The sequence below is a fragment of the Caldalkalibacillus uzonensis genome, from assembly GCF_030814135.1.
Taxonomy (GTDB): Bacteria; Bacillota; Bacilli; order Caldalkalibacillales; family Caldalkalibacillaceae; genus Caldalkalibacillus; species Caldalkalibacillus uzonensis.
Map to the genome: position 1 here is coordinate 114,269 of NZ_JAUSUQ010000007.1, position 16,335 is coordinate 130,603.

General features: G+C 50.1%; 15 protein-coding genes. 8 read left to right on the forward strand and 7 right to left on the reverse strand.

Going from position 1 to position 16,335, the window contains the following annotated elements; genetic code table 11:
- Positions 1-10 precede the first annotated feature (10 nt).
- On the forward strand, positions 11-832 hold the full coding sequence (locus J2S00_RS10585) for a sugar phosphate isomerase/epimerase family protein (protein WP_307339229.1): 822 nt from the start codon (positions 11-13) through the stop codon (positions 830-832).
- Between the two features lie 229 nt (positions 833-1,061).
- Here the strand turns inward: J2S00_RS10585 and J2S00_RS10590 are convergent, their stop codons facing one another.
- The 7 genes from J2S00_RS10590 to J2S00_RS10620 form a co-directional block, all read right to left on the reverse strand.
- Positions 1,062-1,292, reverse strand: a complete 231-nt coding sequence (locus tag J2S00_RS10590; RefSeq protein ID WP_307339232.1) for a hypothetical protein — start codon at positions 1,290-1,292, stop codon at positions 1,062-1,064.
- 124 nt (positions 1,293-1,416) lie between these two features.
- On the reverse strand, positions 1,417-1,578 hold the full coding sequence (locus J2S00_RS10595; protein WP_307339235.1) for a hypothetical protein: 162 nt from the start codon (positions 1,576-1,578) through the stop codon (positions 1,417-1,419).
- 35 nt (positions 1,579-1,613) lie between these two features.
- Complete coding sequence (locus tag J2S00_RS10600; RefSeq protein WP_307339237.1) at positions 1,614-2,447, reverse strand: hypothetical protein; 834 nt, start codon at positions 2,445-2,447, stop codon at positions 1,614-1,616.
- Positions 2,447-2,830, reverse strand: coding sequence for a hypothetical protein (locus J2S00_RS10605; RefSeq protein ID WP_307339240.1), 384 nt, complete (start codon positions 2,828-2,830; stop codon positions 2,447-2,449). Before J2S00_RS10605 ends, J2S00_RS10600 begins: the two co-directional genes overlap by 1 nt.
- Before the next feature lie 77 nt (positions 2,831-2,907).
- Positions 2,908-4,311: a ribonuclease H-like domain-containing protein gene (locus J2S00_RS10610; RefSeq protein ID WP_307339242.1), complete on the reverse strand. Its 1,404-nt coding sequence runs from the start codon at positions 4,309-4,311 to the stop codon at positions 2,908-2,910.
- The gene (locus J2S00_RS10615; RefSeq protein ID WP_307339244.1) at positions 4,301-6,613 is read right to left on the reverse strand and encodes a DEAD/DEAH box helicase; all 2,313 of its coding nucleotides are present in this window, start codon (positions 6,611-6,613) and stop codon (positions 4,301-4,303) included. Before J2S00_RS10615 ends, J2S00_RS10610 begins: the two co-directional genes overlap by 11 nt.
- A gap of 84 nt (positions 6,614-6,697) precedes the next feature.
- Positions 6,698-7,552 (reverse strand): mechanosensitive ion channel family protein, encoded by an 855-nt coding sequence (locus J2S00_RS10620; RefSeq protein ID WP_307339247.1) that lies wholly within the window; start codon positions 7,550-7,552, stop codon positions 6,698-6,700.
- 290 nt (positions 7,553-7,842) lie between these two features.
- Here J2S00_RS10620 and J2S00_RS10625 point away from each other — a divergent pair, with 290 nt between their 5' ends.
- The 7 genes from J2S00_RS10625 (at position 7,843) to J2S00_RS10655 (ending at position 16,333) form a co-directional block, all read left to right on the forward strand.
- Positions 7,843-9,993 carry a heterodisulfide reductase-related iron-sulfur binding cluster gene (locus J2S00_RS10625; protein WP_307339250.1) on the forward strand — a complete coding sequence of 717 codons (2,151 nt, stop codon included), beginning with the start codon at positions 7,843-7,845 and terminating at the stop codon, positions 9,991-9,993.
- A gap of 158 nt (positions 9,994-10,151) precedes the next feature.
- The gene (locus tag J2S00_RS10630) at positions 10,152-11,339 is read left to right on the forward strand and encodes an acetyl-CoA C-acetyltransferase (RefSeq protein ID WP_307339253.1); all 1,188 of its coding nucleotides are present in this window, start codon (positions 10,152-10,154) and stop codon (positions 11,337-11,339) included.
- A gap of 47 nt (positions 11,340-11,386) precedes the next feature.
- Positions 11,387-12,241 carry a 3-hydroxybutyryl-CoA dehydrogenase gene (locus tag J2S00_RS10635; protein ID WP_307339255.1) on the forward strand — a complete coding sequence of 285 codons (855 nt, stop codon included), beginning with the start codon at positions 11,387-11,389 and terminating at the stop codon, positions 12,239-12,241.
- A 93-nt stretch (positions 12,242-12,334) separates the two neighbouring features.
- A complete protein-coding gene (locus tag J2S00_RS10640; RefSeq protein ID WP_307339259.1) occupies positions 12,335-13,474 on the forward strand; it encodes an acyl-CoA dehydrogenase in 1,140 nt (379 codons plus the stop codon).
- Positions 13,475-13,574: 100 nt separating this feature from the next.
- Positions 13,575-14,717: an acyl-CoA dehydrogenase gene (locus J2S00_RS10645; protein WP_307339262.1), complete on the forward strand. Its 1,143-nt coding sequence runs from the start codon at positions 13,575-13,577 to the stop codon at positions 14,715-14,717.
- 20 nt (positions 14,718-14,737) lie between these two features.
- Positions 14,738-15,682 (forward strand): methylmalonyl Co-A mutase-associated GTPase MeaB, encoded by a 945-nt coding sequence (gene meaB / locus J2S00_RS10650; protein ID WP_370875865.1) that lies wholly within the window; start codon positions 14,738-14,740, stop codon positions 15,680-15,682.
- Positions 15,683-15,709: 27 nt separating this feature from the next.
- On the forward strand, positions 15,710-16,333 hold the full coding sequence (locus J2S00_RS10655; protein ID WP_307339265.1) for a TetR/AcrR family transcriptional regulator: 624 nt from the start codon (positions 15,710-15,712) through the stop codon (positions 16,331-16,333).
- The last annotated feature ends 2 nt before the right edge of the window (positions 16,334-16,335 follow it).

The following is a 16,335-nucleotide window of genomic DNA, read 5'->3' on the forward strand; positions in this document are numbered from 1 at the left end:
GAGATGGATAATGGATCAATTTCAAAACATAGAGCGTCTTAGTCTTAATCAAATTACAACGGAAAAGTGGAACATTCGTGAGGCTGTAGATGGTTGTGCAAGGGCCGGTATTCCATGGATTGGTTTGTGGCGTCATAAAATTAAAGAATTGGGGTTGCCTGGAAGTAAAAGATTACTAAGAGATGCAGGTCTTAAGGTTTCTAGTTTGTGTCGCGGGGGAATGTTTCCTGCTGCAACAGCTACGGAACGTCAAAAAAGGCTGGATGATAATCGACGTGCAGTGGAGGAAGCTGCCGAGCTTGGAACAGATGTACTTGTATTGGTGTGTGGGCCTGCACCGGATCGTGATATTGGTGCTGCTCGAAAGATGGTTGAAGAGAGCATAGGAGAATTAGTACCCTATGCCAAATCTTACGGGGTCAAGTTAGGTATTGAACCGTTGCATCCGATGTATGCAGCAGAGCGATGTGTCATCGTAACAATGGAAGAGGCCAATACTCTGGCCGAACAATATCAACCTGATGAAGTTGGTGTTGTAGTAGATGTGTTTCATGTTTGGTGGGATCGTAATTTATACAAACAAATTTCTCGTGCCAAAGACAGAATATTGGGCTTTCACGTTTCAGACTGGATTGTACCTACACCCGATTTGTTGATGGGACGTGGCATGATGGGAGATGGTGTCATTGAATTGCGGAAGATTCGGAAAGCGGTTGAAGCAGCAGGATATGACGGGCCAATAGAAGTGGAAATTTTTAATCATGACATTTGGAACACACCCGGGGATCAAGTGCTCGAGTTGATGAAAGAGCGTTATTTAGAACACTGTTGATTTGCTCAACAAATGAAATGTTCAAGTACCATAAGTGGCTAGCAAGCTGAACGAATGAACATCGGAAAAGCTGTATGAGAGAAAGCTTCACGTACGGTTGATGAGGGAGAGCTGAAAGAAGTAAGGCGACCTTGCGGTGGCCAGAAAATTTCAGCTTTTTTCATGGCAAAGAATGAGAAATGTTAAGGGAGTTATGAGAGTTTCTAAGTGCGGAGCCATAACAACAACATTACTTCAACTTTATTGCCTTTTTTAATCGGTAAACATCATTCTCTAACGCCCACTGTTTTTCGGCAAGCAAGTCGATGCTATCCTTCATCTTTTCCTGAGTGACTTCAATTTGGGTCAGCCGTTCCTCAATGCGGTCTAGTCGTTCCTCGATACGGTCTAGCCGTGCATTGGTGTTTTTGATCTGCTCAGATAACTCCCTTATCGCTTGTAAAATGATCTTTTCATCCATCCGTTTCACCTCATATTTTTTACTATCATTTTACGTTTAAAACGGTAATATTTAAAGCATTTTTTGACGTAAGTTGATGTTAGCCGTTTTCTTTCGCAGGATGATATCAGGCCCCATCCCTTGTTTACCCTGTTTTGATCATTCCTGTTTCGATATAGGTGACTTCTCCAGTGTGGGCATCTATTTTTTCAATGATTTTTCCGTCTCTCTCTTTGTAATCGGGGACATAGACAAGGTGATACACATGAGGCTCATCAAACCGTTTGACAGCCCAGGTCAGTTTCATATCTAAGTTTGCAAAAAACTGGTTGGTTGCCTCCTCTAGTGAGATGGCAGGATCGGGTCAAGCTTTTGCAATTGGGCTTCCTGCCTGGTTGTCAAACGTGTGACGGAGCATTCGCGAATGAGTCCGCTATATTTTCCCACATGAATATGGGCTTGCCTTTCTTCCAGCAAGCGTCCGCGATAATGGCGGTAAAAATAGAAGAGTTGGGTGGGCTCCAACACAATTGAATGCTTTGCTGCTTCGGTGTCATCTTCATGAGGCTCATGTTCTTCTTCTACTACAGCAGGCTCTTCTAATAGATATTTGTCATGGATCGATCCCTCCACCAGTTCCAGGTAGTGCAGGGCTTTCTCTGTTAACACCTCAAGGGGTAAAGGTTCCGCTTGGCGTTCCAGATACGGTTCAAAGGGCAAATTGCATTGACTGAAATGAGCGTGTTCATCGTTATAAATGGAAATCAGGCCCTCCTCTTCATCTTCCTCAGCTGCCACAGGATCCACCCAGCGCACAGTGCCGTCTTCATCACGCTTTTTCACTAACTTTTCAGACACACCCAGCATGGGTTCCAACGATACAGCTGGAGTAACTGGCGAAATTCGCTGCCGGGGGTACTCCTCAGCTTCCATAAATGTGGTCATCGTTTCTATGTGTCTGGAAAGATTAACGGCTATGATGTTATCATTTGGCCCATACACTAGTTGCACTTTGCTATTATCATCAACATCAATGTACAGGCGGATAAACCCAGCCTCCCGCAACTTATCTTCCGCTGTTTCCTTCGTGATCATCGTTTCCGGGTAAAGCAGTTTATACTCCGTTTGTCCCAGATGGCCAGAGGTCAGTTCTCCACTTTTTGAAAACCAGAGCATCAACCAGTGTGAGGAATAGAGATACCAAGTTTCGGATCACGCTCTTGGTAAAGCACCATATAATGTTCATCGTCACATTCGTTCATCATTACAAAATAAACTTCTTTTTCCACAAATGCTTGTACAAATGCTTCTGCCCTTTGTAATATCGTCTCTATTTGTTTCGTTGCATCCATCCCCTTGCCAATAGCCTGCTCCATTTCCATTTCAGCATCTTCGCATTTGTCATAACACAAAAATCTTCCATTTTCATCAAAGGTGATTGTGCCGTACACCTCTCCCGTTTCTTCATCAACAACTTCGTATGACCACTCCGTTTTAGCAATTTGCAGCGGACGATTGATACCAAGCACAGGCTGTAATTTTCTTAAAATATGTTCCATTTACATCCTCCTCTAACTATTTCTAACTGCCGCTCTTGAAGCGGGACAGAACATTCATCTTGCTGTGCCAGCTGTGTCTAAAACTCCGCATAGGAAAACAAGGTGGGCCCGTCATCTATATCACAAGCTTGCTTCCCTTTCACCTTCTTCTCCAAACGGTTGATGCGCTTCATCAAGTCGGCTTCAGCCTGTTGGGGGGTATGGCCAAGCAAGCGCTTGTGTTGTTTCCAGCGTGCATAAGCCTGGCGGGCATAGGTCAAAGCTTTCTCGTTATCCCCAAATTTATGCTCGTACAGTTTGGCACACTCAATCAAAATTTTCAGGCCGTATGGATGTTTGTCAACGGGAAGAGAGTCCCACAGCTCTAAAGCTTTCTCATAATTCCCCCGTTTTTTGTATAAGCTGGCCAGTTGATGGGCAACGGGCACATAGAGGTGATGGCCGGCAGAAAGTGAAGCCAGCAGTTCTTCATAGCAGTTTTGGGCCGGTTCCTCTTGCCCTAACTGTTCCAGCCAGCGGCCCAATTCAACTTTTTCCTCTGCTGTATATGCCCGCCGCCCCAAGACAAGGGAGGATAGATGAATATACAAGCTGATCAAAGACAAAACATCCCATTCGTTATGGCGGAACACGCCTTTGATCGTTTCGGGACAGGGGTCTTGCAGGTAGTCAAAGTACAACATGGGAGCTAAATAACCAGCTGTGTCTCCCTTGCGCCGGATGGACAGTTTGTGTTCTTCAACCACCGCCAGGCGGCAGGAGAGCAGTTCTTGTTTCCACAGCCGCCGGGCTGCATGCAACAGATCGAAATGGCCGAAGCGGGGCAGCTTAGGGACCCGCTCCCGGACAAAGGTGTGCCGTGTCTTCACTTGTGGCCAGTCAAACGCTTTGCCGTTATAGGTGACCAGATTTTTCAGGTCACGGACATCCTGCAAAAATCCATGGTAAAACGCTGCTTCATGAGCGGGGCCGGGCAGGAAAAACTGGGTGATATGCACATGATCCCGTTTCAGCCGGGCATAGCCCAGCAAAAAAATGGTGTTGCCTGTGCCACTGCCCAAACCTGTGGTTTCAGTATCAAAAAAGAGCAGATCTTCTGCCTCAAGAGATTGGGCTCGTGGCTCCCCTTCATTCTTTGCACCCCGGTTAAAAGTAGACAGGGGATGGGAAAAGGCAAGGTCATTCCACTGCTGAACAACCTCTTTGAGCTCTCCAAGCGGGTATAAGCCGTGTTGGTAATCCAACGGATAAGTGATCGTACGTACCAGGGCATACTCATCGTCCAGTACATAGGGGTGAGTATTGAACCTTGCCCAGTTCTCTCGATGGGGAATGTCCGGTTGTCCGGCTTCCAGCTGCTGTCCGGCGTCATGTAAAGTTGGCTGGGTGGTCTGTACGTTTGGTTGTCCTGTTTTGGCCGGGTGTTGTTTCTCCACCGTGAGATGGCTTTTCAACCGGTTCAGCTTCCCTTTAAGTGACAAGGCGGATCCCTTCTCCCCGAATGATGTTCAGCAGGGCCATGGCCAACTGCTTGCGGCTGGCGCTGCTATTCTCCCTTATATCTGCACCATCTGCGGCCCCTACACAGGAAGGACAGCCGCTCTCACACGGACAGCGGAGAATGACTCGTTCCACTTCTTGCAAAATCTTACCGATGCTTTGGTAAACCTGCTCGCTCAAGCCAATGCCCCCGGGATAGCGGTCGTACAGAAAAATCGTAGGCTGCTCATTATGCACCGCTTTCACTTGCGGAGTGACAAATAAATCTTGGGGATCACACATCACGTAAAATGAAGCCACGTGTCTCAATATATGGGCTAAACCGACCAACCCTTGCTCCAGGCGGGCTTCACCGTAAGTGTTCAGGAGATGGGCAGGCAGGCTGACCCAGGCAGCCGTGGTGTGCAACTCTTCTTCCGGCAAATGAATGGGACCGGAACCAATGTTTTCATGGGTTTCAAATTTGATTTTCTTAAAAATAGTAGCCATGGCATTGACGGTTACGTCACCGTACGCGAAGGAGACGCCCCTCTCTTCGCGCTGTTTATCCACTTCCAGCACTTTGAGCTGCACGGCCAGATTGGCATCGGTGTAATAATTAACGTTCACTTCCCGCACGTATGCTTTTTTCTGTTCGTAATCCAGTTTTTCCACCTGATATTGTTTGCCTTGATGCAGGTATATTGCCTCATCATGCAACAAGGTCATAGCGCTGAACCGGTCCATTTCCCCGATCACTTGCACATTGGGGGCCTCTGTCTGATCGATAATCACCACATTTTCTTGGGAGGCCGAGCGCAGGCTGATGTTATGGGCCGGAAAGGAGTCGTTCATCCAGTACCATTTGTTTTTCTGGTAATGCAGCACCTGTTCTTCGGCCAGAAAATGAAGGATTTCTTCAATCTCCACTCCTTCAAAAGTCTCGCCTTGACGAAAAGGAAGCTCATAAGCGGCACATTTAATATGATCAACCAGAATAATCAAGTTGTCCGGCTGGATGCGGGCGGTTTCCGGATTCCGTTCAAAAATAAACTCCGGATGTTGCATCACATACTGATTCAGGGGAGACGAGCTGCCCACCAGGAAGACGACCGATTCGTCCTGACGCCGGCCGGCCCGCCCGGCTTGCTGCCACAGGCTGGCGATCGTTCCTGGATAGCCGGTCAAGACGCAGGCCTGCAGCTGTCCGATGTCCACGCCCAGTTCCAAGGCATTGGTGCTGACAACACAGCGAATATTCCCATTTCTTAAGCCGCTTTCAATTTCCCGCCGTTCTTTGGGCAGATACCCTCCCCGGTAGGCGCGGATGGATTTGGGCCCCAGTTCGTTCTGCACCAGCTGGCGGAGGTAATGCAAGATGACCTCCACTTTGACCCGGCTTCTGGCAAACACGATGGTTTGGATCCCGTTTTTTAAGAACAGGCTGGCAATCCGCCGGGCTTCAAGCGTGGCGCTGTGGCGAATGTTTAACGGCTTATTGACCACCGGCGGATTATACAGGATAAAATGTTTCCTCCCCCTGGGGGCGCCGTTGTTGTCAACCAGCACCATGGGTTCACCGGTGAGCTGCTCAGCCAGCTCCTTGGGGTTGGCAATGGTGGCTGAGGTGCAGAAAAACTGGGGCGAACTGCCGTAAAAGCGGCAGATCCGCTTCAGGCGGCGCAGCACATTGGCCACATGGCTGCCGAAAACCCCCCGGTAGGTGTGCAATTCATCTATCACGACATACTTCAGGTTTTCAAACAGGGCAACCCATTTGGTGTGATGGGGCAGGATAGCCGCATGAAGCATATCTGGATTAGTCAAGACCACATGTCCCGCTTGGCGGATCACTTGCCGAATATTGGCTGGCGTGTCACCATCATAGGTATGGGTTTTAATGTCTGCGTTCATGTCGTCCACAAAAGTTTGCAATTCCGCTTTCTGATCCTGGGCCAAAGCTTTGGTCGGAAACAGATATAATGCTCTGGTGTGGGGATTGTTAGCAATAGCATTTAAAACAGGCAGATTGTAGCACAGTGTTTTGCCCGAAGCTGTCGGGGTGACAGCGACAAAACTTTTGCCTGCCAGAGCCGCTTCCAAGGCCGTGGCTTGGTGCGTGTACAGTGCCTTGATGCCCCGTTGTTCCAGGGCTTTCCGCACTGTGGGGTGCAACGCCTCAGGAAACGGGGCATATCTTGCCTCTTGGGAAGGTAATGTAACCCACTCCACAATGTGGTCAGCAAAGGCCGGTTCTTGCTTTAACTCTTCCAGAAGTTGGGCAACGTTTTTTCTGGTGTACACCGTTCTTTCTCACTCTCCCACTAACATGCCGTTCAGATTGCTCAACCCCATTGTAGCGAATGGGTGTTCGTTTGGCAAATCTGTTTACTGTGCTTGATGTTGATGCACCACCAGCTGCGGAAAGGGAATGTCAATACCCTCCTGATCAAAGCGTTCTTTGACCATTTTTCTTAATTTGCGGGCCAAGGCCCAATGCGTCATGGGACGGCAGGGGACGGTGATACGGATGACAACTTCTGATTCACCCAGATCCTGCACACCCAACACGCTGGGATCACCCACCACATCTTCTTCAGTTTGGGCAAACTCAGCCAACAACTTTTCCAGCACTTGCTCCGCTCTGTTAATGGGGGTATCGTAGGAGATGCCCACGTCTAATACAGCGACGGCGTTTTCCCGGGAATAGTTGGTCACTTCGGTGATATGCCCATTGGGAATGATATGCACCTGTCCCGTAAATTCTTTTATTTTAGTGATGCGCAGGCCAAATTCTTGCACTGTTCCGGTATATTGGCCAATAGTGACAAAATCCCCCACGGAAAACTGGTCCTCCAGCAAGATAAAAAAACCGCTCAGCACATCACGGACCAAATTTTGGGCGCCAAAACCGACCGCCAGTCCCACAATACCCAAGCCGGCTAAAACAGGCCCGATGCTGAAACCCAATTCAGCCAAAATGACCAGAATAGCTATAAAATAAATCACATTGCGCAATACGCTGTTGAGCAGACTCTGAATTGTTTGCTGCCGTTCACTGGGCAAGGATAAGAAGCGGTTGTGACGGACAGTAAGCAGCTTGTGTACCATACGTTGGCCAAGGCTGATCACCAGGCGGGCCAATAACATAATCACCACAATTTTGAGCAGCACATAGCCTGCTTGCACCCAAAAGGCACCGCTGGTTAATAGCGCTACCACAGCATACATGGCCTCATCCATTGGCAAACCTCCTCCACTTATGTCAGTACTGTAAAATTAAGTTGTGGTCATATTTCTTAGACATACCCCACGGAGCCCAAAATTAAACCCTGATTATCAGCAAACATCATTTCCACAAATTTGCCCAAAAATGAATGACTATTCATTCACTGTGTGTTATAATAGAAGCGCAACTGTCAGTAAATTAAAAATTTAAAGTGACAGGAACGCTCTTGACTGTTATAATAAACATAAGTTACAGAATGAGCGTTCAGTCGAAAAGTTGTGTATCGAACGAAGGAGGCGACAACATGAGCGGACTCGCTATTCTTAATCTTATTGCTTTTTTTGCCGTTTTGGCTTATGTCCTCTACCTGTTCACCCATATCCTGTACAGCCGTTATCTGTACCTTAAACTGGGACAGGAAGTGGACTTCAAACAAGCCTTCAAAGAGCGGCTGAACGAGATTCTGGTGCAAGTGTTTGGCCACTCCAAACTGTTTAAAGACAAAAAAAGCGGGATCATGCACTTTGTCATGTTTTACGGCTTTATCATTCTCCAGTTCGGGGCCATCGACCTGATCGGCAAAGGCTTGAGCGGCAACCCTTATTGGTTAAAAGAGCTTGTTTTTGGCAGCGCTTACGGGGCCTTTGTCTTTATGCAGGAGATCACCGTCCTGCTGATTATCCTGGCGGCCGGCTATGCCTTCTACCGCCGCTTTATTGAAAAACTGCCGCGTTTAAAGCGCAACTTTAAGGCCAGCCTGGTCATCATCTTTCTTTTCTCCTTAATGCTGACCGTGCTCTTTTCCTTGACCATGGAAGCGGTGATGCTGATCCATAAGGACCATCTCAGCGGCTATACCCTGGCCCATCCGGTGACCTCTCTTCTGGCGGGCGGCCTGACAGGCTTATCCGGGGGCGCAGCCACAACCCTGTTTTACATCTTCTGGTGGGCCCATAACCTGGTGCTGTTCTCCTTCTTGATCTATGTGCCGCAATCGAAGCACTTCCACCTGATCATGGCACCGGTCAACATCTTCTTAAAGCGCATGGATCCGCCGGGGAAACTGAACAGCATCGACTTTGAAGAAGAAAGCGCGGAAGAATTTGGAGTAGGAAAAATCGAAAACTTCACTCAAAAACAGCTGATGGACCTGTACGCCTGTGTGGAGTGCGGCCGCTGCACCAACGTCTGTCCGGCGGCAGGCACCGGTAAAATGCTCAGCCCCATGGACATGATCGTCAAACTGCGCGACCACCTGACCGAAAAGGGGGCAGCCATCACCTCCCGCACCCCGTGGATGCCGGCCTTTGCCTTCAAGGGCACTACGGCCAACCAGCTGGCTTCCGCCACCGCCACCGTGTCAGAGGCCGAAAACGAAGCGGCCGCCTCAGCGGAAGCCAAACTGGAACATGCGGGCTATGACAAACAGCTGATCGGCGATGTGATGACCGCAACGGAACTGTGGGCCTGTACCACCTGCCGCAACTGTGAAGAAGTGTGTCCCGTGGGCAACGAACACGTGGACAAAATTGTGGACATGCGCCGCTACTTGGTCATGACCCAGGGTGACATGCCTGCTGAAGCTACCCGCGTCTTTAACAACATTGAGCGGCAAAGCAACCCTTGGGGGTTAAACCGTAAAGAGCGCATCGACTGGCGGGATGAGCGAGACGACATCCATGTACCTACCGTTAAGGAAGTCGATGACTTCGAGTATCTGTGGTTTGTGGGCTCCATGGCCAGCTACGACAACCGCAACAAAAAAGTGGCCCAAGCCTTGGCCAAAATATTGAATACCGCTGGTGTTTCCTTTGCCATCCTGGGCAACGAAGAGAAAAACTCCGGGGACACCCCGCGCCGCATGGGCAACGAATACCTGTTTCAGCAGCTGTGTATGGAGAACATCGCCACCTTTGAAAAATACAACGTGAAGAAAATTGTGACCGCCTGTCCGCACACCTACAACATTCTCAAAAACGAATACCCGGACTTTGGCTTGCAGGCGGAAGTGATCCACCACACCGAACTGATCTGGCAGCTGATCAAGAAAGGGCGTCTCAAGTTGGGCAAGGAGATCAACCAGCGCATCACTTACCATGACTCCTGTTATCTGGGCCGCTACAACGGCGTGTACGACATCCCCCGGGAGATCCTAAAAGCGATCCCCGGCGTAGAACTGGTGGAAATGGAGCGCAACCGTGACTTAGGTATGTGCTGCGGTGCCGGAGGTGGCATGATGTGGCTGGAAGAAGACCAGGGCAAACGGGTCAACCTGGCCCGCACTGAGCAAGCCTTAGCCGTCAAACCGGATACCATCTCCAGTGCCTGTCCGTACTGTTTGACCATGATGAGTGACGGCACCAAGATGCTGGAAGTGGAAGACAGCATCGCCACCAAGGATATTGCCGAGATCGTGGTCGAGGCCTTGGATACAGAGCAAGCTATGGTGCATTAACTAGGAATGACCAACGATTAATGAAAGCTGGATCAATTAAAGCTATAAATACAAGAGGCTAAACACATGTTGCCGTTCACCCGATGCTAAACAGGCATCGGGTTACGGTCATCACAGCAAAACTGAATGAGCGTTCAGTCTAAAGGAGGTCCATATCAGTGTTCAGTACTGTGATTGTCAGTGCGTCACGTACACCTATCGGCAAATTTGGAGGCGTTTTCAAAATGGTGCCCGCTGTGGAACTAGGGGCAGTTACCTTAAAGGAAACATTGGCTCGGGCAGCCTGGTCTCCTCAGCAAGTGGACCAGGTGATCATGGGTATGGTGCTCCAAGGGGGAGCAGGACAAATTCCTTCCCGTCAGGCAGCCAGAAAAGCAGGCCTTCCCTGGGAGGTGCAAAGTGAAACTGTCAACAAGGTATGTGCTTCCGGCTTGCGGGCGGTGACGCTGGCTGATCAAATCATCCGTGCTGGTGATGCCGAAGTGATTCTGGCTGGAGGCATGGAAAGCATGAGCCAGGCACCTTACATCCTGCCCAAAGCCCGCTGGGGACAGCGCATGGGTGACCAACCTGTTGTCGACCTCATGATTCATGATGGGCTGACTTGTGCTTTTGATCAGGTGCACATGGCTGTTCATGGCAGTCATGTGGCCGCTGAGTATGCCATTGACCGAGAGGCCCAGGATGAATGGGCTTTGCGCAGCCATCAGCGCGCCGTTGAGGCCACGGAAAAAGGCTGGTTTAAGGAAGAGATTGTGCCGGTTACGGTGCAAGAGGGTAAGCAGGAGCCGAGAGTGGTGGATATAGATGAAGCACCGCGCAAGGATACCAGTTTGGAGGCCTTGGCCAAATTGCCGCCTGTGTTCACCTTGGACGGAACCATTACCGCCGGCAATGCTCCCGGTGTGAACGATGGCGCCAGTTCCTTGTTGCTGATGTCGGAAAGACGCGCAAAACAGGAAGGCAAGCGGCCGTTAGCTACCATACTGGGCCATGCTCAAGTGGCGGATGCAGCGCCGTATATTGCCCGTACTCCGGCGCTGGCCATCCAGAAACTGTTGGCCAAAACCGGTTACAGTCTGGAGCAGATTGACCTGTTGGAGGTCAATGAAGCCTTTGCTGCCGTGATTTTAACCAGCGGTAAAATTGTCGGCTGGGATGAGGAAAAAGTGAATGTCCATGGCGGCGCCATTGCCTTGGGGCATCCCATCGGTGCCAGCGGGGCACGGATTTTAACCACATTGATTTACGCGCTCCGGCGCCGGGGCGGTGGTTTGGGCATTGCCGCCATCTGCAGCGGGGCAGCCCAAGGAGATGCCATTCTGATCCGAGTGGATGGGGAATAGTTGCAGGAAATAAACAACCCAGACTGGATGAAGAAGGAGGTCATAACATGGAGATTAAAAACATGATGGTGATCGGAGCAGGCCAAATGGGCTCAGGCATTGCTCAGGTGGTGGCTCAGGCAGGAATTAAAGTGTTCTTACAGGATGTGAAAGATGATTTTCTAAACCGTGGTTTGGGGCGTATTCGCTCCAACCTTGACCGCCAAGTGCAAAAAGGCAGAATGTCAGAGGAGGAAAAAGAGGTTATCCTGCACCGTATTGAATTAACTACTGATGTGGCCGACGGGAAAGAGGTGGATATGGTCATTGAGGCTGCAGTGGAAAACATGGAGGTTAAGAAAAATATTTTTACCCGCCTGGATGATATTACGCCAGAACATGCCATCTTGGCCACCAACACCTCTTCTTTGCCGATTACGGAGATTGCAGCGGTCACCAAACGGCCGGAAAAAGTGATCGGCATGCACTTTATGAATCCGGTGCCGGTCATGAAGCTGGTGGAAATTATCCGCGGCTTGGCCACCACCGATGAGGTGTATCAAGTGGTGCATGATCTGGCGCTTAAGCTGGAAAAAACGCCGGTGGAGGTGAACGACTTCCCGGGGTTTGTCTCCAACCGGGTCTTGATGCCCATGATTAACGAAGCGATTTATACGGTGTATGAAGGCGTGGCCAGTCCGGAAGATGTGGATCAAGTGATGAAACTGGGCATGAACCATCCCATGGGACCTCTCCAGCTGGCTGACTTTATCGGCTTGGATACCTGCTTATATATTATGGAAACATTACATGAAGGCTTTGGCGATGACAAATACCGGCCCTGCCCCTTATTGCGCAAATATGTGAAGGCAGGCTGGCTGGGCAAAAAATCGGGACGCGGTTTTTACCGCTATGATCAATAGGGACCGCCCCTTGTTAGCGGACCTTAACTTCTAGAAAAGAAAACACATGAATGGAGAGAACCGCTGGACAAACCAAAACAGGGGGAGACAGCCATGAATTTGCGTTTTACCGAAGAGCAAGACATGATGCGGCAGATGGTGCGTGAATTTGCCCAGAACGAGATTGCACCGGTTGTGGAGCACATGGACCGTACTGATGAATTTCCGCGGCAAATCCTGAACAAAATGGGTCAATTGGGCCTGATGGGCATTCCCATTCCGGAAGATTGGGGCGGCAGTGGCGCTGATTTTATCTCTTACATTATTGCCATTCATGAATTGTCCAAGGTATCGGCTACAGTCGGGGTGATTTTGTCCGTGCACACCTCGGTGGGCACCAATCCGATCCTTTATTTTGGAAATGAAGAGCAAAAGCAACACTATATTCCCAAGCTGGCCTCGGGCCAGTATTTGGGCGCTTTTGCCCTGACAGAACCCCAGGCCGGGTCTGATGCGGGCAGCATTCGCACCAGAGCGGTCAAGGAAGGAGACTATTATGTGCTGGATGGCAACAAGATGTTTATTACCAACGCCAAAGAAGCGGATATCTATATCACCTTTGCCGTCACTGACCCAGACAAAGGTAAAAAAGGGATTACTGCGTTCATTGTGGAGAAAGACACACCAGGGCTCGTCATCGGTAAAAAGGAGAAAAAGATGGGCTTAAACGGGTCTGATACGTCCGAGGTGATCTTTGAAGGCGCTAAGGTTCCGGTGCGTAACAGACTGGGTGAAGAAGGCATGGGCTTTACCATTGCCATGGCCAATCTTGACGTGGGACGCATCGGGATTGCCGCCCAAAGTTTGGGCATTGCTGAAGCAGCACTGGAGCTGGCCCGTGAGTACGCTGCTAGCCGGAAGCAGTTTGGCCAACCGATCGGCCAGCAGCAAGGAATTGCCTTTAAACTGGCCGATATGGCCACCCAGGTGGAGGCGGCTAAACTGTTCACTTACCGTGCCGCCCACCTTCATCAAAATGGAGAGCGCTGCGGACGGGAGTCCTCCATGGCCAAAATGTTTGCTTCTGACACGGCCATGAAAGTGACCACCGAAGCACTCCAGATCTTTGGCGGTTATGGCTATACCAAGGAGTATCCGCTGGAACGCCTGTTTCGCGATGCCAAAGTGACCCAAATTTATGAGGGGACCAATCAAATCCTGCGCCTGGTGATAGCCAAGCATCTGCTAAGCTGACTGGCGCCATATGACATGCGCCATGGATGTTGATAAAACGCATTGGGCATAGTGTCATAGATTACGGCCTGTGACAGGGCAGGGAAAGAGGAGGAGAACCATGAATTTTAAATTGTCGGAAGAGCATGAGATGATACGCAAAATGGTGCGTGACTTTGCCGAAAATGAAGTGGCGCCCACAGCGGCGGAGCGGGATGAAGAAGAGCGCTTCGACCGGGAGATTTTTGACAAAATGGCCGAGCTGGGCTTAACCGGCATCCCCTGGGACGAAAAATACGGCGGGATCGGCTCCGATTATCTCAGTTATGTGATTGCTGTTGAAGAATTGTCCCGGGTGTGTGCCTCAACAGGGGTGACCTTGTCTGCCCACGTCTCCCTGGCCAGCTGGCCCATCTATAAATTTGGCACGGAAGAGCAGAAACAGCGGTTTTTAAAGCCGCTGGCAAAGGGCACCAAAATGGGTGCTTACGGCCTGACCGAGCCAGGTTCCGGCTCTGATGCGGCTGCCATGAAAAGCACTGCCAAGCGGGAAGGGGATTATTATATCCTTAACGGGAGCAAAATTTTTATCACCAACGGTGGCGAGGCAGAAATTTATGTGATCTTCGCTTTAACTGATCCGGAAAAGAAACACAAAGGGGTAACCGCTTTTATCCTGGAAAAGGGCATGGAAGGCTTCCGTTTTGGCAAGAAGGAGAGCAAGCTGGGCATTCGTTCATCCCCTACGCTGGAAATCATTTTTGACAATGTGAAAGTCCCTGTGGAGAACCGCCTCGGTGAAGAAGGAGAAGGCTTCAAAATTGCCATGATGACCCTTGACGGGGGGCGCAACGGCATCGCTGCCCAGGCGGTGGGCATTGCCCAGGGTGCCCTTGATCATGCCATCGCCTATGCCAAAGAACGCAAACAGTTTGGCAAGCCCATTGGCCAGCAGCAAGGGATTCAGTTTATGCTCGCTGATATGGTCACTAAAGTGGAAGCTGCCCGACTGCTCACCTACCAGGCGGCCTGGGCGGAGAGTGAGGGACTGCCCTACGGTTTGAAATCAGCCATGTCCAAACTGTACGCCGGGGATATTGCCATGGAAGTCACCACTGATGCGGTGCAAGTGTTCGGCGGCTATGGCTACACCAAAGAATACCCGGTAGAGCGGTTTATGCGCGACGCCAAGATCACTCAAATCTATGAAGGCACGAATGAAATTCAACGCCTGGTGATATCCAGGTATCTGCTCAAAGATTAAGTTGGAAATGTGGTGATTGGATGATGCATCCCTTAGCACAACGGATCCTGCAAAAAGATGTACGGGCCTTGGCTCGAGCCATTTCCTATGTGGAAAATGGACACCCCGACCGCTTGGAACTGTTGAAAGATGTGCATGGCTATCAGAACAAGAGTTACATTATCGGTCTGACCGGCCCCCCTGGTGCAGGCAAAAGCTCCCTTACCAGCGAGCTGGTCACCCTCTTGCGCCGGGAGAAATTAACGGTGGGCGTTGTGGCGGTGGATCCCACCAGTCCTTTTACTGGCGGTGCCATTTTAGGTGACAGAGTGCGCATGTCCCCCCACTATACTGATCCTGAGGTTTATATTCGCAGCATGGGCACCCGGGGCAGTCTGGGGGGACTGGCCCGGGCCACCAAAGAAGCGGTCCATCTGATTGCCGCATACGGCAAAGATGTCATCATCATAGAAACGGTTGGCGTGGGGCAATCGGAACTGGACATTATGCATGTGGCTGACACGGTGGCATTAGTGCTTAATCCTGGTGCAGGTGATGTGGTGCAAGCCTTTAAGGCGGGAATTATGGAAATTGCCGACCTGTACGTGATTAATAAAGCAGATTTGCCAGGAGCGGAGAAAATGAAAGCGGAAATAGAGCATATGCTGGACTTGGTCAAACATGATGCACCCTGGCGACCGCCCATTGTCAAAACGATCAGCACCAAACAAGAAGGCATTGAAGGGTTGTGGGATATGCTGGTAGCGCATCGCCGTTATTTAGAGCACTCAGGGGAAGGAGAACGGCGTAAGTCCTTACGGGCTGTGCAGGAGATGCTGGGCGTTTTGGAACAGCAGTGGCTGGCGTTTATCAAAGCAAAACAGCAGGCGCCCGAGTTCCTGCGGACTAAAGCAGAGATTGCCCAAGAACAAAAGGATCCCTATACAGCAGCGGAAGAGCTGTTTAGCACCTGGATAAAATCCTGAATATTTTTATAAGGTGGTGAGCTAAGTGTGACCGATCCCAAAAAGAAAATCCCCTCTCTGGTAAAAGACCAGCGACTGATTCAGAAACGGCGGGAACAGATGATTGAAGCGGCTGTGTCTCTGTTTATTGAAAAAGGGTTCCATAAAACAACGACACGGGAAATTGCGGCTAAAGCAGGCTTTAGTATCGGCACGCTGTACGAGTATATCCAGTCCAAGGAAGACGTGCTCTATCTGGTCTGTGATGCCATTCATCAGGAGTTGGAAGAGCGTCTGATGCCTGTCCTGAAAGAGGAGACCAGCGGACGCGAGTCACTGGTGCTGGCCATCAGGCGTCTGTTTGAGATTATGGACCATATGCAAGATCAGATTTTGATTATTTACCAAGAGGCCAAATCGTTGCCCGCTGACACTTTGAAATATGTGCTGAACAGAGAGGAACAGATTACGGCTATTTTTGAACAAGTGCTCAAGAAAGGTATCGAGGACGGCAGCATTGACATGAATCCTAAAGAGGCCAAACTGATGGCCCATAACATCATGGTGTTGGGTGAGATGTGGGTGTTCAGGCGCTGGGCGTTGGCCAAAAGATTCACCCTGGAAGAGTATATTGAGAAGCAAATCTCTCTCATTCTGAGTCAAATCTCTTAAGG